21 protein-coding genes and 1 pseudogene are annotated in these 18,461 nt (G+C 72.6%); 8 read left to right on the top strand and 14 right to left on the bottom strand.

The features are described 5' to 3' along the window. The first annotated feature begins 25 nt into the window (after nt 1–25). The gene (locus J5Y04_RS16370; protein ID WP_209412756.1) at nt 26–385 is read left to right on the top strand and encodes a DoxX family protein; all 360 of its coding nucleotides are present in this window, start codon (nt 26–28) and stop codon (nt 383–385) included. A gap of 426 nt (nt 386–811) precedes the next feature. Here J5Y04_RS16370 and J5Y04_RS16365 read toward each other — a convergent pair whose 3' ends face one another. The 6 genes from J5Y04_RS16365 to J5Y04_RS16340 form a co-directional block, all read right to left on the bottom strand. Then, on the bottom strand, nt 812–1,297 hold the full coding sequence (locus J5Y04_RS16365; RefSeq protein ID WP_209412755.1) for an iron chaperone: 486 nt from the start codon (nt 1,295–1,297) through the stop codon (nt 812–814). Nucleotides 1,298–1,393: 96 nt separating this feature from the next. Continuing rightward, complete coding sequence (locus J5Y04_RS16360; protein WP_209412754.1) at nt 1,394–2,059, bottom strand: glyoxalase; 666 nt, start codon at nt 2,057–2,059, stop codon at nt 1,394–1,396. After that, entirely contained in the window at nt 2,059–2,610 is a 552-nt protein-coding gene (locus J5Y04_RS16355) for a helix-turn-helix transcriptional regulator (protein ID WP_209412882.1), read from the bottom strand. The genes J5Y04_RS16360 and J5Y04_RS16355 overlap by 1 nt, the downstream gene beginning before the upstream one ends. A 358-nt stretch (nt 2,611–2,968) precedes the next feature. Then, the gene (locus J5Y04_RS16350; protein WP_209412753.1) at nt 2,969–3,379 is read right to left on the bottom strand and encodes a VOC family protein; all 411 of its coding nucleotides are present in this window, start codon (nt 3,377–3,379) and stop codon (nt 2,969–2,971) included. A 264-nt stretch (nt 3,380–3,643) separates the two neighbouring features. After that, nucleotides 3,644–4,393 (bottom strand): hypothetical protein, encoded by a 750-nt coding sequence (locus J5Y04_RS16345; RefSeq protein WP_209412752.1) that lies wholly within the window; start codon nt 4,391–4,393, stop codon nt 3,644–3,646. A gap of 423 nt (nt 4,394–4,816) precedes the next feature. Further along, a complete protein-coding gene (locus J5Y04_RS16340) occupies nt 4,817–5,146 on the bottom strand; it encodes a hypothetical protein (protein WP_209412751.1) in 330 nt (109 codons plus the stop codon). 706 nt (nt 5,147–5,852) lie between these two features. Between J5Y04_RS16340 and J5Y04_RS16335 the strand changes: the two genes are divergently transcribed. Beyond that, complete coding sequence (locus J5Y04_RS16335) at nt 5,853–6,569, top strand: DUF4232 domain-containing protein (RefSeq protein WP_209412750.1); 717 nt, start codon at nt 5,853–5,855, stop codon at nt 6,567–6,569. Nucleotides 6,570–6,837: 268 nt separating this feature from the next. Here J5Y04_RS16335 and J5Y04_RS16330 read toward each other — a convergent pair whose 3' ends face one another. The 3 genes from J5Y04_RS16330 to J5Y04_RS16320 all read right to left on the bottom strand — a co-directional run bounded on the left by J5Y04_RS16330 (nt 6,838) and on the right by J5Y04_RS16320 (nt 8,803). Further along, nucleotides 6,838–7,119 (bottom strand): hypothetical protein, encoded by a 282-nt coding sequence (locus J5Y04_RS16330; protein ID WP_209412749.1) that lies wholly within the window; start codon nt 7,117–7,119, stop codon nt 6,838–6,840. 445 nt (nt 7,120–7,564) lie between these two features. Beyond that, nucleotides 7,565–7,909 carry a hypothetical protein gene (locus J5Y04_RS16325; RefSeq protein WP_209412748.1) on the bottom strand — a complete coding sequence of 115 codons (345 nt, stop codon included), beginning with the start codon at nt 7,907–7,909 and terminating at the stop codon, nt 7,565–7,567. Between the two features lie 267 nt (nt 7,910–8,176). Further along, nucleotides 8,177–8,803, bottom strand: coding sequence for a hypothetical protein (locus J5Y04_RS16320; RefSeq protein WP_209412747.1), 627 nt, complete (start codon nt 8,801–8,803; stop codon nt 8,177–8,179). A gap of 429 nt (nt 8,804–9,232) precedes the next feature. Here J5Y04_RS16320 and J5Y04_RS16315 point away from each other — a divergent pair, with 429 nt between their 5' ends. Continuing rightward, nucleotides 9,233–9,610: a hypothetical protein gene (locus tag J5Y04_RS16315; protein WP_209412746.1), complete on the top strand. Its 378-nt coding sequence runs from the start codon at nt 9,233–9,235 to the stop codon at nt 9,608–9,610. Between the two features lie 268 nt (nt 9,611–9,878). Beyond that, nucleotides 9,879–10,817 (top strand): hypothetical protein, encoded by a 939-nt coding sequence (locus tag J5Y04_RS16310; protein WP_209412745.1) that lies wholly within the window; start codon nt 9,879–9,881, stop codon nt 10,815–10,817. Between the two features lie 369 nt (nt 10,818–11,186). Here J5Y04_RS16310 and J5Y04_RS43530 read toward each other — a convergent pair whose 3' ends face one another. Next, nucleotides 11,187–12,389: an Ig-like domain repeat protein gene (locus tag J5Y04_RS43530; RefSeq protein WP_307853145.1), complete on the bottom strand. Its 1,203-nt coding sequence runs from the start codon at nt 12,387–12,389 to the stop codon at nt 11,187–11,189. 243 nt (nt 12,390–12,632) lie between these two features. Then, nucleotides 12,633–12,902: a hypothetical protein gene (locus J5Y04_RS16300; RefSeq protein WP_209412894.1), complete on the bottom strand. Its 270-nt coding sequence runs from the start codon at nt 12,900–12,902 to the stop codon at nt 12,633–12,635. 170 nt (nt 12,903–13,072) lie between these two features. Here J5Y04_RS16300 and J5Y04_RS16295 point away from each other — a divergent pair. From J5Y04_RS16295 to J5Y04_RS16285, 3 genes and pseudogenes are all read left to right on the top strand, one after another. Then, nucleotides 13,073–13,210 (top strand): annotated as a pseudogene (locus J5Y04_RS16295) (VOC family protein); the annotation flags it as partial. Between the two features lie 121 nt (nt 13,211–13,331). Then, complete coding sequence (locus J5Y04_RS16290; RefSeq protein WP_209412743.1) at nt 13,332–13,856, top strand: hypothetical protein; 525 nt, start codon at nt 13,332–13,334, stop codon at nt 13,854–13,856. Nucleotides 13,857–14,225: 369 nt separating this feature from the next. After that, nucleotides 14,226–14,768 carry a hypothetical protein gene (locus J5Y04_RS16285; protein WP_245204899.1) on the top strand — a complete coding sequence of 181 codons (543 nt, stop codon included), beginning with the start codon at nt 14,226–14,228 and terminating at the stop codon, nt 14,766–14,768. A gap of 273 nt (nt 14,769–15,041) precedes the next feature. Here the strand turns inward: J5Y04_RS16285 and J5Y04_RS16280 are convergent, their stop codons facing one another. After that, nucleotides 15,042–15,635: a helix-turn-helix domain-containing protein gene (locus tag J5Y04_RS16280; RefSeq protein ID WP_307853144.1), complete on the bottom strand. Its 594-nt coding sequence runs from the start codon at nt 15,633–15,635 to the stop codon at nt 15,042–15,044. 123 nt (nt 15,636–15,758) lie between these two features. On the opposite strand from J5Y04_RS16280, the gene J5Y04_RS16275 reads away from it, so the two are divergent. After that, nucleotides 15,759–16,892, top strand: coding sequence for an NAD(P)/FAD-dependent oxidoreductase (locus J5Y04_RS16275; protein WP_209412741.1), 1,134 nt, complete (start codon nt 15,759–15,761; stop codon nt 16,890–16,892). A 25-nt stretch (nt 16,893–16,917) separates the two neighbouring features. Here J5Y04_RS16275 and J5Y04_RS16270 read toward each other — a convergent pair whose 3' ends face one another. Continuing rightward, a complete protein-coding gene (locus J5Y04_RS16270; protein WP_209412740.1) occupies nt 16,918–17,589 on the bottom strand; it encodes a hypothetical protein in 672 nt (223 codons plus the stop codon). Between the two features lie 273 nt (nt 17,590–17,862). Next, nucleotides 17,863–18,429, bottom strand: coding sequence for an EF-Tu/IF-2/RF-3 family GTPase (locus tag J5Y04_RS16265; RefSeq protein WP_209412739.1), 567 nt, complete (start codon nt 18,427–18,429; stop codon nt 17,863–17,865). Nucleotides 18,430–18,461 lie beyond the last annotated feature (32 nt).

Genomic DNA, 18,461 nt, shown 5'->3' with positions numbered 1-18,461 from the left:
AACCGGTGGCCCATGAACGGGAACCATGAACATCGCCTATTGGATCACCGCGGGACTGCTCGCGCTCTTCTACCTCTACGCAGGCACGCTGAAGGTGATCCGCAGCCGCGACCAGCTCCGACCGATGATGGCCTGGGTCGACCGCATCCCCCTGCCCGCCCTCAGGGCCCTGGGGGCGGTCGAAATACTCGGCGCGGCCGGCCTGGTCCTGCCGCCGCTGACCGGCATCGCGCCCTCCCTGGCGCCGGCCGCGGCCATCGGCTTCGTACTCCTGCAGGCCGGCGCGATCGCCGTCCACCTGACGGGCGAAGACCGCCGGATCGCGCTCAACGCCGGACTTACCGCCACCGCGGCCGTGACCATCTGGCTGGCCGTCAGGCCGTGATCGGGCACAGTCCTCGACCGGCGGATGCGACGACGGGGCCGGCCTCCCTCCCGCCGCTGTCATTGCGGGTTCCGGCTCAACTTTCGTTGGTGCAGGGGCCGTCGAGGCCGGCGCCCGACCGCAGGCAATCCGCCGGCAGGCGCTCCTGGTGGACGAGGTCGCCGGGGCCGGCCCGCAGATCGGTGCCGCGTACGAGGACACGGACGCCCTCCTGCCCGGCCGGCGGCCGGACGGCCTCTTCGCCGCCCACTGGCCGCATCAGGAGGGCGGCCAGGGCAACCGGATCGCCGTGCTCCTCAACGGCGTCCCGACGTACGCGGCCTCCTGCGGCACACCCGGTCTCCCCATGGGCCGGGTCCACGCGGCTCGGCCCGAACCCGGCCGTCGCGGTCCGGACCCGGCCGTCGCGGTCCGCCCCGGCCGGACTCAGCCCACCGCCTTCTTGACGAGCGCGCTGATGCGCTCTTCGTCGGCCGCGGTCAGCTCCCTCACGGCGTAGGAGGTCGGCCACATGGCGCCGTCGTCGAGTGCCGCCTGGTCGCTGAAGCCGAGCGTGGCGTACCTCGACTTGAACTTCTCCGCGCTCTGGAAGTGGCAGACGACCTTGCCGTCCCTGGCGTACGCGGGCATCCCGTACCAGAGCTTGGGCGTGAGGTCCGGAGCGGCGGTCTTGACGATCTCGTGGATCCGCTCGGCGAGGACGCGGTCCGCCTCCGGCATCTCGGCGATCTTCGCGAGCACGTCCCGCTCCAGCGCCGCCTCCTTCTCCGCCCGGGACAGACCGCGCCGCGCCGCCGTCTTCTTCTCCTCGTGCGCGTGCTCCTTCATCGCGGCCCGCTCCTCGGCGGTGAACCCGTTGTACTGCTCGGTGGTCGTGCCGGAGACCTCGGTGGGCGACTTCGTGGACGGCATGGCAGGTTTCCTCTCGGACGGGGGGTCAGACGGGGCGGGAGTGCGGGGCAGGAGTGGGGGCCGGTAGTGCAGCGCCGGGAGTGCGGGGCTGGGGAGTCAGGACGGCATGGGGGCGGGCGATGCGGCGGCCTCCCAGGCGAACCCGTCCGCGTCGGTGAAGGCGTCGGCGGTGCCGCCGAGGACGATGCGGTGCGAGCCGGTGCCGTCGACGGGCACGCCGAGGTCCTTGGCCAGGGCACGACGCTTGTACAGCGCCAGCTTGACCTCACCGGCCCGGCCCGGGGCGAACTCGGTGTACTTGCCACCGAAGCTCTTGGCCACGCTCAGGCCCCGGCCGACGTAGAACTGCCGGGTGGCCTTCACGTCCTCGACCCCGATCAGCAGGACGACCTCGTCGATCTCACGGGTGGCGGGGCCGGTGTCCTTCTTCGCCGAGGTCGCGATCTTCCAGATCGTCCCGTCCGGGGCCTGGACGACGCCGCCGTAGCCCCACAGCGACTTCGCTGCGGGCTTCAGCACCGTGGCACCGGCGTCCACCGCGGCGCCGACGAAGCCGTCGACGGTGGCCGGCCCGGACACCGTGAGCGCCAGCGTGAAACCGAGGAATCCGGTGGAGTGCGCCTCGGACGCCCGCAGACGGATGTGCGCGTCCACGCCGAAGGCGCTGTAGAAACGGCGGGCAGCCTCAAGGTCGGCCACCTCAAGGGTGACGGACGCGAGGGACGTGTGGGCTGCGGTGGAAGTGGTGGTTGCCATGACCATCACGCTAGGGGCTGCGGGGCGCCCGGGGCTTCTCGATTCCTGACCGGTCTTGAGACCTGCTTCGCCACGCACGCCGGCATCCCCTCCACCCTGATCGCCGTCCCCGCGTCGCGGGCCGTACCCACCGCATCGGCACGGTCGGCCGGCGCATCCGCCGCATCGGCACGGTCGGCCGACGCATCCGCCGCCTGACGCCGGAAGACCCCGGGCGACATGCCGACCAGCTCGGTGAAACGGGTGGTGAACGTGCCCAGCGACGCACAGCCGACCTCGAAGCAGACCTCGGTGACGCTGAGATCGCCCCGCCGCAGCAGCGCCGCCGCCCGCTCGATACGACGCGTCATCAGGTACGCGTACGGCGACTCGCCGTAGGCGGCCCGGAACTGCCGACTCAGGTGCCCGGCGGACATGTTCACATCGTGGGCGAGCGCCTCCACGTTCAGCGGCTGCGCGTATTCCCTGTCGATCCGGTCGCGGACGCGGCGCAGCCGCGCGAGATCAGCCAGGCGCTGCGCCTGGACGCGTGCACGCCGCCATTCGGGCTTACACATGAGGGCTTCCCCTTCGTCTTTCATCTTCCATTTCCATCGACGTCTTCGAGCGTCCGGGGTGCCCGCCTCGACGGGCACCCCGGACGCTCGGTGGTGTGGACCGGCCTGCCGGACCCGACCGGCTGCCGGTCGGGCAACTGCCGGTCGGCCGGCCGCCGGTCGGGCAACTGCCGGACCGCATCGGGGCGGAGCCCGGGCTCATGACCGGTTCAACGAGGACCAGGCCCCGGACCCGGACGCGGACCGGGCCGGCGACCGGCAGGGCAGGTGCTTCCGCTCCGGTGCGCCGCCGCGTTCCTCGGCGGGGTCACGCGGGTTGCGATGTCGGCCCGCACGGCCGCACCGGTACCCGCACGGCTCAGCGCAGCTCCTGGATGCGGATCAGGTTGCCCGCGGGGTCGCGGAAGGCGCAGTCGCGGACGCCGTACGGCTGCTCGGTCGGCTCCTGGACGACCTCGGTGTCACCGGCCTGCACCTTCTCGAACGTGGCGTCGAGGTCCGGGGTGGCCAGCAGGATCCAGCCGTAGGTGCCCTTGGCCATCATCTCGGTGATCGTGCGGCGCTCGTCCTCGGTGATGCCGGGATCGGCGGCAGGCGGCGCCAGAAGGATCGACGTGCCCGGCTGACCGGCCGGGCCGACCGTGATCCAGCGCATCCTGCCCTGCCCGACATCGCTGCGGACCTCGAAGCCGAGGACGTCGCGGTAGAAGGCGAGCGACGCGTCCGGGTCGTCGTGCGGAAGAGACGTCGTGTGAATGGTGAGCTCCATGGTGAGCAGGCTAGAGGCGACTCCGTGAACCGCGCTTCTTTATTCCTGATCGATCCGGACACGCCCGAACGTTCACGGGCGTGTCACGCGGAGCGCACTCGCTTCCCGCGACCGGCGTATGTGATGCTCAGTCAGCCGAGACCTCCAGGGGCAACTGGGGCTTGACGCCGGTCTTTTCGTTCCGATGCATCCCCCTCCCCCACCCCGGTTTGCGCCACGGGCAGCATCGTTCGAGTGTCGGAAACGATGGCACCCGGGGGACGGTTAAGTCGTCTGTTGTGGCTGGCGCGGAGCCTTGAACCATGGGCTGTTGCCGGCCCGCGTCCGAGCCGGGGTGTCCTGCCGCAGACGCTTGGACCCCGGGCGATGTGCCCAGGAATCGTCGTGGGGGAGGTCGTCGAGGCCATGGCGTTCGGCACGCAGGGTGGCGAAGTCCGCGACCGGCTCGAAGAAGACCTCGGCCTCCCCGCGGCAGACACGTTCCGCGACCAGGCGCAAAGCCGTGAACGAACATCTGGTATCGCTGGTCAGCCGGCAGATGGTGTCGACGTGGTCGTCGGAGAAGGAGGGAGTGATCCAGATGGCGTGCTTGGCCCCGATGACCGCGGCATACTTGATGAGCCTGGCCAGGTGGTCGTCATCCGACGCCGTGAGCTGGTTTTCGATCACCACGTAGGCGGGAGTGCGCGTCTTGACTGCCGCTGCCGAGCCCACGGCTGCCAGGACGTCGATCCGTCCCCGGCCGGCCTGGTGCTCCGTGCCTACGAGGTGCAGACCTCCCGTGATGCCCGCGGGTCGAGCGACCTCAGCCAGGTGGGTGGAGACCCAGCGGCTCAACTCGTTCTCGTGCTTGAACACCTCACGGGCGTTCACGCGCTCGCCGAGGGGCTCCCGCCTGTATGCCTGCACGTTCTGCCAGTGTGCCCGTTCACCCCGGCGTCGGAGCAGAAGAGGATCGCTGACACCGTGCGTATCGGGAGCGAAGTGGCCGGGAAGCTTCGATATCTCTACCACCGGTGGATCCTATGGCCTACGTCTGACAGCACGTCCGCGGAGGCCCGAGGAGCATGTCAGCGATCACGCATTTTCCCGGCTCCGCGGGGTCCGGCGTCAGCCAATTCGGCTGCTCGACGACCGTGACCGCAGCGCAAGCCGCCGCATCTGCCAGACGACGGACATAGCGACCGTGCACGCGCCGCGACGACCCCCGGCACCGCGGCCACACACCGTCGGCCGCACGCGCGTGGGCGTGCAGGACGATCCCCGGCTGCCGGCTGCTGTACGAGGTATTCGTACCGGCGTCGTTCCTCAGGGTTGATCAGTACCGCGGACACGGACCCGGCCGCCACGAGGTCCTGGACCGAGTCCGTGCCGCGTCGATCAGAGCCGGACGGTCGGGGGGCTCCCCCACCGAACGTCCTCCCAGGGCGCGTCGGTTCAGACCGCCGTGTAGAAGGTCGCTATCACCTTGGCGTTGTAGTCGCACCACACCGTGGACGTCTGCCCGGCTCGGACGATCGGGCCTTCGTGGTGGTAGACGTATCCGTTGTCGAACCTCTTGCAGTCGATGGACCCGAAGAAGTAGTCGTTCGTTCCGCCCCGGCAGGTTATCGCTGCACCCTTGTGCCCCAGACTGCCTTCGACGTAGTTGGTGGTGCAGTTGTAGAGGGACGTCGGGGCGGCCGAAGCGGCAGGCGCGCCCAACAGCCCAGCAGCCACACCGGCAATGGCGGCTGCCGTCAGCGCCACGCGCTTTCGAACAGACATTCAAGCCTCCTGTCGTCGCAATTACATGCCATGACCTCGTCAACCTATCGGTCCATTCGACGCTTGAGAGGGACAGAGTCGGCCAAAGTCCAGTCCCCGCTCGGAATCGCTGCCAGGACGGTCGGGCCTCGGTCCGCGCAAGGGGGGCGCGTGATGCGGGAGCGGCCGAGCGTACGGCAACCAGGAGCAGCAGGAGCGGTCGGTGATTGCGGCGCGTCCACCCCGAGCCCCGTCACGGCCCCCGCGAGCCCCCGGTACTGCCACGGTGGGATCGTGACGGACCATCACCCGCAGGTGGCCGCCCCTGCACGCGCCTGGTGGCCGGCGGCCTGCCGCTCTGCCTGCTCTGCCTGCTCTGCCTGCGCCAGGACTTGGGCTGGGACTGGGACTGAGCGCGTCGTGCTGTCGTGGTCGCGGTGTGTCGCGGTCTGTGGTCAAGGTCGTCCGGGTCACGGGTCTGTCCCGGTGGCCGGCGACGGCGTCGGTGGTGCGCGGCGGCGGTGTGAAGCGGGCATCCGGGCAGGTCGGGGGCGGGGTGCGGCGCGGTACGGCGGGCGACAGCGCGGGTGGCTTCCGGCCGTACATGTCACAGCACTGTCCTGAGGGCGGCCCGGGCGGAACGGTTCGTCCGGGAGGGCGGTCCTGGTCTTCGGAAACCCGCTCGCACCGAGCACCAGGCACTGCCGCCCCACCCGGAGGAAACACCGTGCGCGTCCGCAAGCTCGCCTTCGCCGCCCTGGCCGTCACCGCCGCCCTCTCGCTCACCGCCTGCCAGGACGACGAGACGGGCACCGCGCAGGGCGCCCCGACCGCCGCCCCGACCACGTCCACCGGTGCCTCCCCCAGCGGCGGTCCGGCCTCCGGCGGCTCGGCTTCGGGTGCTCCGGCTTCGGGTGCTCCGGCCTCGGGTGGTTCGGCCTCGGGTGGTTCGGCTTCGGGTGGTTCGGGGAAGGGCAGCACGCCCGCTACCGCCGCACCGGCCGGCTCCACCGGGGCCGGGAAGACCGCCAAGTGCCGGACCGCAGATCTGACCATCACCGCCGCGGACCGCACCATCACCGGCGACGCCGAGAACACCGTCGTGGTCGAGCTGAAGAACCACAGCGGCAAGGACTGCACGCTCTCCGGGTACGCGGGCGTCGACCTGAAGACCTCCGCGGGCACGCTGCCCGCGAAGCGCTCCGGTGAGCCGGTCGTCGCGGGCGTCGTGAAGAACGGCAAGTCGACGTACTTCGGCATCAGTTACCCGGCCAACACCTCGGGCGGATCCGGCGTCAAGATCACCGGCCTGGTGGTGACCCCGCCGGACGAGACCCAGTCGGTCACCCTGCCCTGGCCGGGCACCGGCTCGCTGCCCGTCACGGACGGCAGCGGATCCTCGGTGAAGATCGGCCCGATGGGAAGCGCCGGCCAGGGCGAGTGACCCGGCGCCCCGGCGCTGATAACCAGCGGTCTCCCGCTACGGCCACGCGCCCGGCGGACCGGCTGCCGGCACGTCACCTGGACACCCCGCCACTGCCGTTGCCGCTGCTACAGCCCCTGTCCCGAGGGGGCGGGGCGCAGCAGGTGCGCGGCCCGGCGACCGGGCGCAGCAGCCGGTCCGCAGAAGCCAGGCGCTCATGGGCACGGGCCCGCGGGCGTGGTACCACCGTGTCCTCGCGAGCGTGTCCGCCCGCTGTCGACGGCTCGCTTCAGCCCCAGAGCTTCGGGCGTCCGCGCCCCCGCTTCTTCACGGCGTACTCGAACGCCGCGTCGTACTTGCGGGTGAAGGAGCGGTCCATGACGGGCTTGAAGTTCGCATCGAGCTGGACGACGAAGAACACGTCGGCTCCGGCCACGGCCGCCAGAGGAGGGGTCGCCGCCTCGATCATGTCGGCGACTCTTCTGTATTCGGGCTCATCGACCTCGGCGCGGATCACCGAGGCGAGCTCGTCCCGGGCGCTGACACCGGAGTAGTGGAGGGTGTTCGTCACCGGGGCCGCATGTTCGACAGAGTGTCGCCCCACAACCATCCCCATTGCTGCACCGCGGACTCCCCTCAGTCACCGGTCCACCACGCTACGTGGAGGTGGCGTACCTGGCTAGACGCAAGGGCCTCCGGGACCGCCCTACTCGGGGCAGAGCCGCCGGCGGGGGGTCGGCCGAACGGCCTCGAACTCACTCATCGGCCGACAACCACTGCGGGCCGCGCCCCTCCCCCTCGGAGACGGGCGGTCCCGCAGTCGGACCGTAGGCGCTCACGCATTCAGCCAACTGACCGGCACCTTGGGCTTCTTGCCACTCGGCCGGCGCCGCGGCGGCCACTGCCTTGCTTCCGGGGCTCCTGCAACTCGACGTGCCGGATCACGGGCCCGGCGGTGTCCGGCTCGCCGTAGGAGCGGACGGCTTCCGCGCCCCCGATGCGGCGAAGCCGGCGCGTCACTGGTTCGCCGTGTCGAAGGGCTCGTCGTGCCAGCGCCAGCCGGCGGTGCCGTCGTCGTGGATGTGCAGCATGAACTCGGCGACGGGACTTCCGTCGGGAAAAGTCATGGTGAGCGCACTGCGGATCCGGAAGTCGCACGCGTCGATCTGCTCCCAGTCCTCTTCGTCGACGGCCCGCTCCTGCTCCGCGAACAGCGGACGGAACTCTTCGAAGCCGGGAAGTGTCTCGACGTCGGCGTGAGTCCAGGGCATGTCGGCGCCGGTCACGGTCAGCCGGGCAACCTCCTGGTCGCGGTGGTGGAGCCGCCAGACACTGCCGGTGGCCAGGTTCGCGTTGGTCATGTCCCCCATGATGGCGATCACCACTGACATTGACGCTGATCCTCAGGTCCGCTGTGAGATCCCCTCGTCGACCACGGGCCCGTCCGTCCCACGCGGCGGAATCCGCTGGAGTGCGGGGGCAGGGCAGGTGGGCGGCCTGGCGGCCGCAGGAGGCCGGGGCCCCAGCCGTCCAGGCCGCCGATGTCCTTACTCCGTCCGGACCGCGGGCAGGCCTGCGGCGGCCAACCGCCCGGCCCGGGTCAGGGGCAGCGAATTGCCCGGCCCGGGTCAGGGGCGGGCTTCGCGGTCCGGCGCAGTGGGAGAAGGACCGGGCGAAGCCGCGGGAGCGGCATCGGCAGCCCCGCGCGCGATACGGGCGCGGCCGTCGTGCGACAGGACGACGAGGTACTGCCGGCCGGTGTCCTCGACGCGGGCCAGCGTGACGGAGGCGCCGGCCACCGCGGCCGCCGTGAGCGCCTCGGCGGCCGGGCCGGCTCCCTGCGTCATCCGGTCGATCCGCGAGTGGAAGCGGGTGAGGTCCTTCGCCGGGCCGGTGATCCAGAGCGCGATCCGTCCGCCCCGGCGCAGCGCGGCGAGCAGGTCCGTGCGCAGCGGCCCGTCGTCGGCTTCCTGAAGGAGCAGGTCGTGCAGGCGTTCCTGCCCGCACAGGCGGGACGGCGCCGCCTCGGCCAGCACGCGGCACGTGCGGCAGGAGGCCAGGCCCCGGGGCTGGAAGTGGTGAAGGAAGAGCTTCAGGTACCGCCCGCGGATCCCGCAGAGGGTACGGTTCCTGTCCCCGGCATGCTCGACACCGGGCACGCCCTCGACCTCGGCCGCGGGGAACCCGGCCGGCTCGCGCGCAGTCGCGAACGACCAGGCCCCTCCCGGGGCCCCGGTGTCGGGAGTGTCGGTCATGCACGGCAGCATGCCACTCCCGGGACCACCGCCCGCGGCCCGGGCAGGACGTGATGGAACTTCGATCGGACGCGGCGGGGCCTCGCGGGGCTGTGCGGGACCTGGCCGGCGGCCCGGTCCGCCAGGTGTCGCACACCCCGGCCCCGGCCCGCCGGGTCACCTCGGCGTGACGGCACCCCGGGCCGGGCAACACCAACGGACCCGAGCCCCCGCTGCACGGGCCTCCACGCACCCGGCCGGGCACGAGCCGGACCCAGCTCGCCCATCTCCCGTACGGCGGCTACGGCCTGATTCGGCAACGCCCGGGCATCACCCCCAACTCACCAGCGCAACCCGCCAGCCACAGGCCCCGGAGAGAGCACATACGAGGGCGCCAGCCCGAAGGTGGTACTCTTCTGAGAAGTGAAAGACCTAGATTAGGGGGGCCTAATGGCCGTAGTCATCCGCGTCTCGCTGCCGAACGCCACCGTCGAAACCCGAACCGTGGGCGACGACATCCACATCGACATCCGGGCTGCCGAAACCGGCTCCGACAGCGCCACCAGCACCACACCCGGCGGGCTGGCGCCGATGCTGCAGAGCGGCGACCTCGTCGCCGGCGAGGAGCTCTACTGGTCACGCCCGCGCCTGGGCGTGAAGCACCTGGCCACCGTCCTGCCCAACGGCTGGCTGCAGTTCGACGGAAAGGCGTACCGGACCCCCTCCGGCGCGGCCGTAGCCGCCGCCCACACCGCCGCCGACGGCTGGACCGCGTGGCGCCGGAGCCGGGACGGCGTCATCATCGGCTCGCTGCGCAACCAGGACTGACAACTGGCGAACACCTGAGGGCCGGCCCTGTGGGGCCGGCCCTCAGCGCCTCCACGACGGGCAGAACTTCTCCTGGAGGAGACCGACAGCATGAAGACACCGGTCGGCATGGGCGCCCGGTGCCTTCGGGCCGGGCGGGTCGGGCTGTAGAGGCCGGCGGCGGGTTCGACGAGCAGTTGACCCTGACACGGTGTGAGGGAGTTGACTGCTTCCACCCGCCCGGCGCTCGCCGGCGGAGATCACCTCCATCTCCTACGAGAGGTTCGCCGTGTTCGGCTACGTCGGCTCCGGTCCTTACTGCTTCACCAACTCGCTGGCCATGATGCTGGGAGCGGAGTCCCCCTCCACCGCAGTCATCGAGACGCTGACCGGCTCACCGTTCGGCGCCCAGCTCATCGCCGGTTCCCTGCCGTTGTTCGACCCCTACGGCTGGCATCCCGAGACCGGCCTCGACGCCGCGGTCGCACTGTTGGGCTGGAGTTGCGAGCGCAGCGACGGCGGAACACCGGCGCAGGCCCTGGAGCGGTTGCGGACCGCCTGCTCGCAGGGCCCGGTCCTGGTCGGGCCGGTGGACATGGGGCTGCTGCTGTACCAGCCCGGCACGCCGACCGCCGACGGCGGTGACCACTACGTCGTGGTGCTCGCCGCCGACCAGGACACCGTCGAACTCCACGACCCCCACGGCCACCCGTACGCGACCATGCCCACGCAGGCCTTCCTCGCCGCCTGGGAGGCCAAGGAGATCAGCTACATCGACGCGCCGTTCGTGCTGCGGACCGGCTTCGTGCGCCAACGCCGGGTCGCTCCTGCCGACGCGCTCAGGCAGTCGCTGCCGGAAGCCGAACGGTGGCTGGCCGGCCGTGCCGACCTGCCCATGCCGCCCGGCTCGCTGGGCGGAGCCGCCGCCGTCGAGGCGCTCGCCGACCTGGTCGCCCAGGGCACGCCCCCCGGCATCCGCACGCTGCTCACCGCGTTCGGCCTCCGCGTGGGAGCACGCCGTCTGAACGACGCGGCGACCTGCCTCGGAGAGCTGGGACTGTCGCACGCGGCCTCCATCGCGCAACGCCAGGCCCGGATCCTGGGCGGCCTGCAGTATCCGCTGGTGCACGGCGACGACCAGACCGCGGCAGCGCACCTGCGGGACCTCGCCCCCACCTATGCCCGGCTGCACACGGCCGTGCGCGCGGCAGTGGGCAGCGCCTCCTGAGCGAGCCGGGAAGCCGCCCCGCCGTCCGGCGAGCCCGGCGAGTCCCACGCCGAGCGGCCGGACGGGCATGAACCGGGCACGTCCGTCCGTACCGGGCAGCGCACCGCAACGAGTACGCGAACAGCGGACACCGGCGCCGTGGTGCAGGGGGGTGCCGCCATGGCGCAGGGTGCGGATGACCCCGCCCTGGGGAGGAGGACGGGTGCGCTCCGTGTCGGTGAGCCCGGGGCCGGCCTCGGGCGCAATGGAGGCGGAGCCCGCGATGCGTCCTCGCGGGCCCCGCCTGGCATCACGCTGTTACCTGCGCCGGCAGCAGTGCTTGTCACAGTTGATGAGGGTGTGCCCCTCGGTGCTGCTGCGGCGCTCTGATCAGGGGTTCACCGCCACGGTGATGGTCTCGGGGTTGGCACTGTTGTCCTGGTACACCGAGTCGCCGCTGTAGACGGCGGTGATGGTGTGGATGCCGGCCGTGCGGAAGGCGGTGACCGTCCCGCCGGCGGCGCACCTGCCGAGGGAGAGGAACAGGCGTCCCGTGCCGAGGGTCGTCCCGGTGGTGGTGTCGGTGAACGTGACGGTTCCGGTGGGCCTGGTCGTGGAGCTCCCGCTGGGGCAGACGATGTCGTTGAGCACGACCGGCGAGCCGATCCGGGTGCGCTGGGGCATCGCGGTCATGGTCGTGGTGATGGGCTCGCCCACGGTGTAGCTGATGATCACCTGGCCGTTGTGGTTCGCCGTCCCGATCGTGGACAGCGCATAGGACGTCCCGGTGCCCGACGGGGTCGCGAAGCTGCTCCCGCCACCGCCACCGCCGCCGCTTGCCGCGGTGCCGGTGTTGTTGACGGCACCGCTGCCGCCGCCCCCGCCGGCGAAGTACCCGCCGCCCCCGCCCCCGCCCGCACCGGTGGCAGTGGCGGCACAGCCGCCGTCGATCGCTCCGCCGGTGCCGCCGGTGCCGATCGTGGTACCGGCGAACCCGCCTCCCGGCCCACCCGGCGTGGCGATACAGAACGGGACGGTGCCGGCCGTCCCGCCCGCACCACCCGTGGTCGTGCTGGTGCTGCCGCCGCCCCCACCGTGCCCTGCCGCGGCCCCAGGGCCGGTGGCGCTTCCCGCAGTACCGGCGGTGGCATCGGGCGTTGTCCCGCCGTTGCCCCCGTTGCCACCCGCCAGGCCGCCTCCGGTACCCCCGGCGGCACCGCCGCCCCCGGCGACCACCAGGAAGGAGCCCACGCTGACGCTGGAAGCCCCGCCCCCACCCGGCCCTTCCGCCCGGAAACCGGTGGCCGAGATGCCCCCACCCGAAGCGCCGCCGTTGAACCCGCCGGCACCCCCCGTACCCGTGCCGTTGCAGCCCTTGCCGCCCGTGCCGCCGACGTTGACGGTGACCGTCGTCGGGGCGGTGGTCTGCGGGAGAGTGGTGACGACCCGCGCCCCCGTTCCGCCCGTCCCCGTGACGGAACAGGAGGTGCCGGTGCTGTCGGCGCCGCCCGCGCCGTCGGCGGTGATCGTGACCACCGCCTGGGCCGGGATGGTGAGGCTCTGCGGGGCGCCGGTGAAGCCGAAGGTGAACACCGGGTCACTTCCTCGGGTCCGCACCGGGGTGGTGGCCGACGCCGACCCCGCTGCCGCGGCGGTCGCGGGGATCGGCCCGGTACCGGCCAGCGCCACGCACACCCCCGCCACGACCCCGGCCTGCCGCCACCGCGCACGAGCGCGGACGCCTGCCTCTCCTTCGGCGACGGGATGTCCTGGGGCGTGGTGTCTGATCACTGGTGTCTCCCGATGTGATGGCTTGAGGTGCTTCGGGGTGCTGGATCACGCGACCGGTGCAGCGGTGGTGTCCCTGGTCCGGAGCGCGATCAACAGGCACAGCGTGACGACCGGACGGCCCTTGTGCCCCGATTGCTCCAACAGCGGCATGCCACACACCATCACACCGGGCGGCACACGAACTCGCTGAGCCGCGGCCTGGTGTGCGTCGATGTCGGTGGACTCGCTGTCTCCGGTGGCGCGGCGACGACGGGTCACAAACCGGCCGGGCACACCCGGGCGCCGCCGTAGACCCTCCGCCACGATCTCCGTCACGTACGCTCCCCCGCCCGACCACGCCGGCCACCGCGCAGCCCGGCCCCGGGCGGGCGGGAGACCGGCCGCCCCAGGAGGCCAGGGCTCACCCGGGCGGGGGTGCGGGCGGGCCGCTCGAATGGCGGCCTGCGGGCAAGTCGCGTCCGGTGGACTCCGCGGCGACCCGGGGCGACGACACCATCGCCCGCCTGCGCCCCCACGGCGCCGAACTCCTCGGCGAGGTAGCGCAGTACAAGGACGTCTACCGCCTCTGCTACCTCCGCGGCCCCTCAGGCATCATCCTCGCCCTGGCCGAACAGATCGGCTGACGGCCCTTCACGGCCGGCCCGCGAGGCCGGGCCCGGCGACGGCGCAGGCGGCGGCGCAGGCGGCGTCCGGCGACGCGATATCGGCTTCGCGAACGCCGGCGGCGCGTGGCAGCATGCCGCCATGGCGACGAGCGAAGCCCCCGCAACGGTGGACGAGGCAGTGCGTGAGCTCCGGGGGCTCGCCCACGAGTGGGTCGACGGCCGGCGCGCGGACCCGGGCGTTCTGATCCAGGCCGCACTCCGCGCCCTGGTCGCCGGGGTCGACACACCGTCGCTGTGGCTCCTCGCCTGGCTGTTGGGCGGTGAGGAGGACCAGGCCTCGGAGCTGTTCGACCGGGTGATGGACGAGCTCGGGTTCGGCTTCCACCCGCCCGAGGACTACTGGGAGGGCCGGCTGGCGCTCGCCCGCTGGTGGGCCGCCGAGATCGTCGGCGGATGGCTCGACCCCTTCGAGGGCGCCGAACTCATCATCGAGAACGTCGCGGAGGCTTACGGGCCGTCCGAGGAGTTGGCGCCCCTGGTCGACGTGCTGGGAGTGCTCTGGGACCGCGGGCCGCAGACGCCCCCGGACGAAGCCGTCACCTACCTGACCCGGGCCGCCCACGAACTCCTCGCCCGCATCCCGCCAGCCGCAGTCCGGCCGTGACGGTCGGCGCGAGCGGGGCGGGCCGCCGCCGCAGCACGTCCCGGACTCCTTGCGGGACAGGGGCCGGCGCCGGCTGCTCGCCCTCACCGGCCGGCGGAGCGAACTCTCGTGCAGGTGGAAGGAGTTCCCCCCGGGGCGGCAGAGGCACGTGCCCCCGGCCGTCCGCGGCCGAGCAAGGCCCGGCCGGGCGACGCCCCTGCCGGGAGAGGCCCCGGCCGCGGACGGTGGCGCCGGTCATCGAGGCGAGGACCGACGGGCGGGAACAGTGACAGACGGGTGAACGCCGGCGGGTCGGGCCACGTACCGGAGGGTGGCACGCTCGCACGGGCCCCGCTCCGGGGCCGGCGGTCCGCGGAAGGAGCATCGATCATGCGCCGTCTCGTCTGGGCAACCATGGCGCTGCCCGCAATCGCCCTGGGGGTCGCTGCGTGCAGCAGCGGTAGCAGCACCCCGTCCTCCTCGCCCGCCTCGTCCGCACCGGCGGCGGTGTCACCCGGCGCGCCCTCGTCCCCGCCCTCGTCCCCGCCGGCGGCCGCGGCCGGCTCGGGCGGGACCGTCGTCGCAGTGCACACCTCGAACCTGGGGATGATCCTGACCGACAACCAGGGCCGCACGGTGTACCTGTTCGAGAAGGACTCCCCCACCATGTCGAACTGCGCCGGCACCTGCGCCTCGGCCTGGCCGCCGCTGACCACCAGCGGCGCCCCGCAGCCGGGCACCGGTGTCACCGCGTCCGAGCTCGGCACCGTCACCCGCGCCGACCACAGCGTCGAGGTGACCTACCACGGCCACCCGCTCTACTACTTCTCGGGTGACCACAACCCCGGCGACACCAACGGCCAGGGGTCCCAGGCGTTCGGTGCGGGCTGGTACGTGCTCAACCCCGCCGGGAACAAGATCGACAACGACTGAGACCGTCAGCAGCCGCCGAACGCCACGAGACCCGCGGGCGGCGCGCGCCGGTCGCCGACTGCGGGAACTCGGGCAGGAGGGCCTCCCGCCACTGCCGGGCCCGCTCCATCTCCCGGCGGGGTGGCGCAGGGCACCCGGGCCCGGGTGGAGGTCGGGCTGGAGGTTGAGCGGCCGGCAGCGGCGGCCGCTCACGGCCTCGCCCGGCCTCGCCCGGCCTCGTCCGGCCTCGCCCGGCTCGGGCGCGGCCGGCGCAGACCGGGTCAACTGCCCGGGTCAGCTGCCCGGGTGGGAGGCCGCCCAGCCGTGTTCGAGCAGGGCGAAGGCCTCGTCGGCGGCGCGGTGCGGCTCGGCGTGCCGCAGGATGAGGCCGCGGGCCTCCAGGGCGAAATGAGCCAGGGCGGCGCAGCTGACGTCGTCCTCGGGGGCGCCTGCGGCCTCGGCGATGGCCCGTGCCAGGGCCGCTTCGTGGCGCGTCCACATGCGGTGGGCGTAGTCACGCAGTGCAGGGGTCTCCTGCACCATGCGCGTGAAGTCGGCGAACCGCGGATCCGTGGCGTGCACGGCGAACTGGGTCTGCCCCCGCAGGATGTGCTCGCGCAGGGCCTGGGGGATCGACGTGCCGGGGGTGCGGTCGCGCACGGCGGCGACGAGCGCCCGCTCCAGGTCGTCGTCCTGGTCGAAGACCAGGGCTTCCTTGCCGGAGAAGTGCTTGAACAGGGTGGTCACCGAGACGTCGGCGGCGTCGGCGATGTCCTTGACGCCGACCTGGTCGTAGCCGCGGTCGAGGAAGAGCTCGAGTGCGGCGTCGGCCAGGGACTGGCGGGTCTGGGCCTTCTTGCGCTCGCGGCGCCCGGTCGGTTCGGTCACCCGCATACCGTACCTCAGGGTGAATCCACTGCAAAAGTTGAGTCGTTGCACTTATTTAACGAGTGTGCTTTCTTGGTGGGGCCGGACCTCCCGGCGGCTCACCCACCCCCTGAGGGACACCCCATGACCCCTGATCCGAACCCTGCCCCGAACCCTGCCCGTGGTCCCCGCGTCGCGATCGTCGGTGCCGGCCTCGGCGGCCTCACCTGCGCCCGGGTCCTGCAGCAACACGGCCGCTCCGTCACCGTCTTCGAACGCGAGGCCTCCGCCGACGCCCGCCCGCAGGGCGGCACCCTCGACCTGCACGCCGACACCGGCCAGGCCGCCCTGCGCGCGGCGGGGCTCCTCGACCGGTTCCATGCCCTCGCCCGCCCCGAAGGCGAGGAGTGGCGCGTGCTCGACTTCGCCGACGCCGCCCTCCTGACACATCAGGGGCCTTCCGCCGACGGCGGCCGGCCGGAGATCGACCGGGGCCAACTGCGCGGCCTGCTCCTGGACTCGCTCACCGAGGGCACGGTGCGGTGGGACCGCGCCGTCACCGGGGTCACCCCGCTGACGGACGGCACCTGCCGGCTGCTCTTCGGCGACGGCACCACCCAGGACTTCGACCTGGTGGTCGGCGCCGACGGCGCCTGGTCGCGCGTCCGCCCGGCCCTGTCGCACGCCGGACCCGGCTACACCGGTGTCACCTTCGTCGAGACCGGATTCGACCACTGCGACACCCGCCATCCCGACCTCGCGCGGCTGGTCGGCAACGGATCGATGCTGGTGAAGGGCGCCGGCAGGTCCCTGGTCGCCCAGCGCAACAGCAACGGCCACATCCGCGCCTACATCGCGTTCCGCGCGCCGCAGGACTGGCACCTGGCCGCCGGCATCGACCTCGACGACCGGCGGGCCGTGCGGACGCACCTGCTGGAGATGTTCGACGGCTGGGACGAGAGCCTGCGCTACGTCCTGCGCAACAACGACAGCGGGTTCGTCAACCGGCCCCTGTTCGTCCTGCCCGCACCGCACACCTGGGAGCACGTTCCCGGCGTCACACTGCTCGGCGACGCCGCGCACCTGATGCCCCCGGTCGGGCTGGGCGCCAATCTCGCCATGCTCGACGGCTCCGACCTCGCCCACGCCCTCGTCACCGAACCCGGTGTCGACGACGCCGTCCGCGCCTACGAAGGCATCATGCTGCCGCGCTCGGCCGAGGCCGCGACGGGCAGCGCGCAGGGACTCGACCACCTCGTCCCCGCAGCGGCCTCCTGAGCCGGCTCCACCGCCCTACCCGGCGTCAAACCCGCGCGTAGTGTGCGAGGTATCCCGCGAGCTCGTCGTCCATGCCCTCCTCGCCGTAGCCGTGCAGCACGAACCACAGGCGGTTCTCCACCCAGAAGCGGTACGCGAACTCCTCGAACGAGGAAGCGCACCGGGCGACCGCCCCGAACCAGTCCACCGGCACGCCCGGTTCGTCCCACTCGGGCGCGTGCGCGAGGTCCAGCGGGGAGGCCACCACGAAGGCCTCACCGGTGGGACGGAGGTAGAGGTACCAGTGCACGCAGTCCTGCTGGTCGCGCAGGAAGCGGACCAGGAAGGCACCGGGCTCCACCGGGCTCGGTATCGGTGAGGAGACATCCGTCCAGCAGGCCGTGGCCGACACCGCGTCCAGGGCCAGGTGGCTGCCGGCGCCGGTCTGGAAAGCGGTGAAGTCGGCGGGCAGCACGACCCCGGCGCACGCCAGCTCGGCGGCGACGGCATCGAGGTGCCCGGCGAGCTCCGGCACCACCGGGCCCGTGCCGCCGAGCCACCCGAACCCGCCGTCGAAACGCGCCGGGTCCAGCGGCGGCAGCACGTCGGGGTCGTACCACTCGTACGTGCCGCCGCACCGGCGGTGCGGGCCGAGGTCGGTGGCGCACCAGAGGGCCTGGAAGACGGGGCGGAAGGTCGGCTCGGTGGCGGCGGTCACGGTACTCCTCGGCGCGGGCTGCTGCAGTGCCCCCCATCCTGCCGACCGGGACCGACAATCCGCGGCGCCCGGCCACCGCTCAGAGCCCGTTCCCGCCCCCGCATGCCCGGTTCCAACTCCCGGTCTCTCCCGGGGGTGCCCCTCCGGGGGGTGCCGAACCCGCCCCGCCACCGGGCGGACCGTCCCGGACACCTGCCCGGCTCCCGGCCGAGCCGGCCGTTCCTTCGAGTCGCCACGTCCGGTGCCGGGCGGCGGTGTTGCCGTCGGGCAGGGTCAGTCGAGCGTCGCGGTGATCCGGCCGCCGCCGATGTGGCGGGTGGAGCGGACGGGGTGGCCGGTGTCGATCACCACACTGAACTCCGCCCCCTCCTCGCAGACGACCGGCCGGCCCAGGGTGACGTCGACGGCGACGTCGGGTGCGATCGCGCCGGCGCCCGGCGGCAGGTCCACCGTCGCGTCCACCGCCGGCGAGCGCGGGGAGAAAAGCAGCTGGAGGGCTGCGCCGGGCTCCGTTGCAGCGCGCAGCGTGACCCGCAGCCGGGTGTGCGGCCGGATGGTGCCCGGGGTGGCGAGGACCTGGCCGGCCGAGACCTGCTCGCGGTTGACGCCGGGGACCAGGACGGCGATGTTCGCACCGGCCCGGGCCTCGGCCAGCGGCTTGCGGAACTCCTCGAGGGCGCTGACCGTGAAGCGCCGCGTGGGCAGCAGGCCGACGACCTCCAGTTCGTCCCCGATGCGCACCACGCCCTGCCGGACCTCGCCGCAGAGGGCCGTTCCGGCAGGGTGGGCACCGAAGACGTCCTCGACGGTCATCAGGAAGGGCGGTTCGGTCTCGGGCATGTCGCGCTCCCGGGCGGTCGATTCGCAAGGGG

The organism is Kitasatospora sp. RG8 (assembly GCF_017813315.1).
Classification (GTDB): domain Bacteria; phylum Actinomycetota; class Actinomycetes; order Streptomycetales; family Streptomycetaceae; genus Kitasatospora.
The sequence above is the reverse complement of the archived record's forward strand: the minus strand, read 5'-3'. Positions and strand labels throughout refer to the sequence as shown.

Bases quoted from the DNA above. Each gene is read 5' to 3' on its own strand.
- J5Y04_RS16320 (WP_209412747.1), bottom strand. From the start codon at position 8,803: ATGACCGACACTCCCGACACCGGGGCCCCGGGAGGGGCCTGGTCGTTC.
- J5Y04_RS16275 (WP_209412741.1), top strand. From the start codon at position 15,759: ATGACCCCTGATCCGAACCCTGCCCCGAACCCTGCCCGTGGTCCCCGC.
- J5Y04_RS16265 (WP_209412739.1), bottom strand. From the start codon at position 18,429: ATGCCCGAGACCGAACCGCCCTTCCTGATGACCGTCGAGGACGTCTTC.
- J5Y04_RS16350 (WP_209412753.1), bottom strand. From the start codon at position 3,379: ATGGAGCTCACCATTCACACGACGTCTCTTCCGCACGACGACCCGGAC.
- J5Y04_RS16315 (WP_209412746.1), top strand. From the start codon at position 9,233: ATGGCCGTAGTCATCCGCGTCTCGCTGCCGAACGCCACCGTCGAAACC.
- J5Y04_RS16360 (WP_209412754.1), bottom strand. From the start codon at position 2,059: ATGGTCATGGCAACCACCACTTCCACCGCAGCCCACACGTCCCTCGCG.
- J5Y04_RS16370 (WP_209412756.1), top strand. From the start codon at position 26: ATGAACATCGCCTATTGGATCACCGCGGGACTGCTCGCGCTCTTCTAC.
- J5Y04_RS16340 (WP_209412751.1), bottom strand. From the start codon at position 5,146: ATGTCTGTTCGAAAGCGCGTGGCGCTGACGGCAGCCGCCATTGCCGGT.
- J5Y04_RS16355 (WP_209412882.1), bottom strand. From the start codon at position 2,610: ATGTGTAAGCCCGAATGGCGGCGTGCACGCGTCCAGGCGCAGCGCCTG.
- J5Y04_RS16285 (WP_245204899.1), top strand. From the start codon at position 14,226: ATGCGCCGTCTCGTCTGGGCAACCATGGCGCTGCCCGCAATCGCCCTG.
- J5Y04_RS16290 (WP_209412743.1), top strand. From the start codon at position 13,332: ATGGCGACGAGCGAAGCCCCCGCAACGGTGGACGAGGCAGTGCGTGAG.
- J5Y04_RS16365 (WP_209412755.1), bottom strand. From the start codon at position 1,297: ATGCCGTCCACGAAGTCGCCCACCGAGGTCTCCGGCACGACCACCGAG.
- J5Y04_RS16325 (WP_209412748.1), bottom strand. From the start codon at position 7,909: ATGACCAACGCGAACCTGGCCACCGGCAGTGTCTGGCGGCTCCACCAC.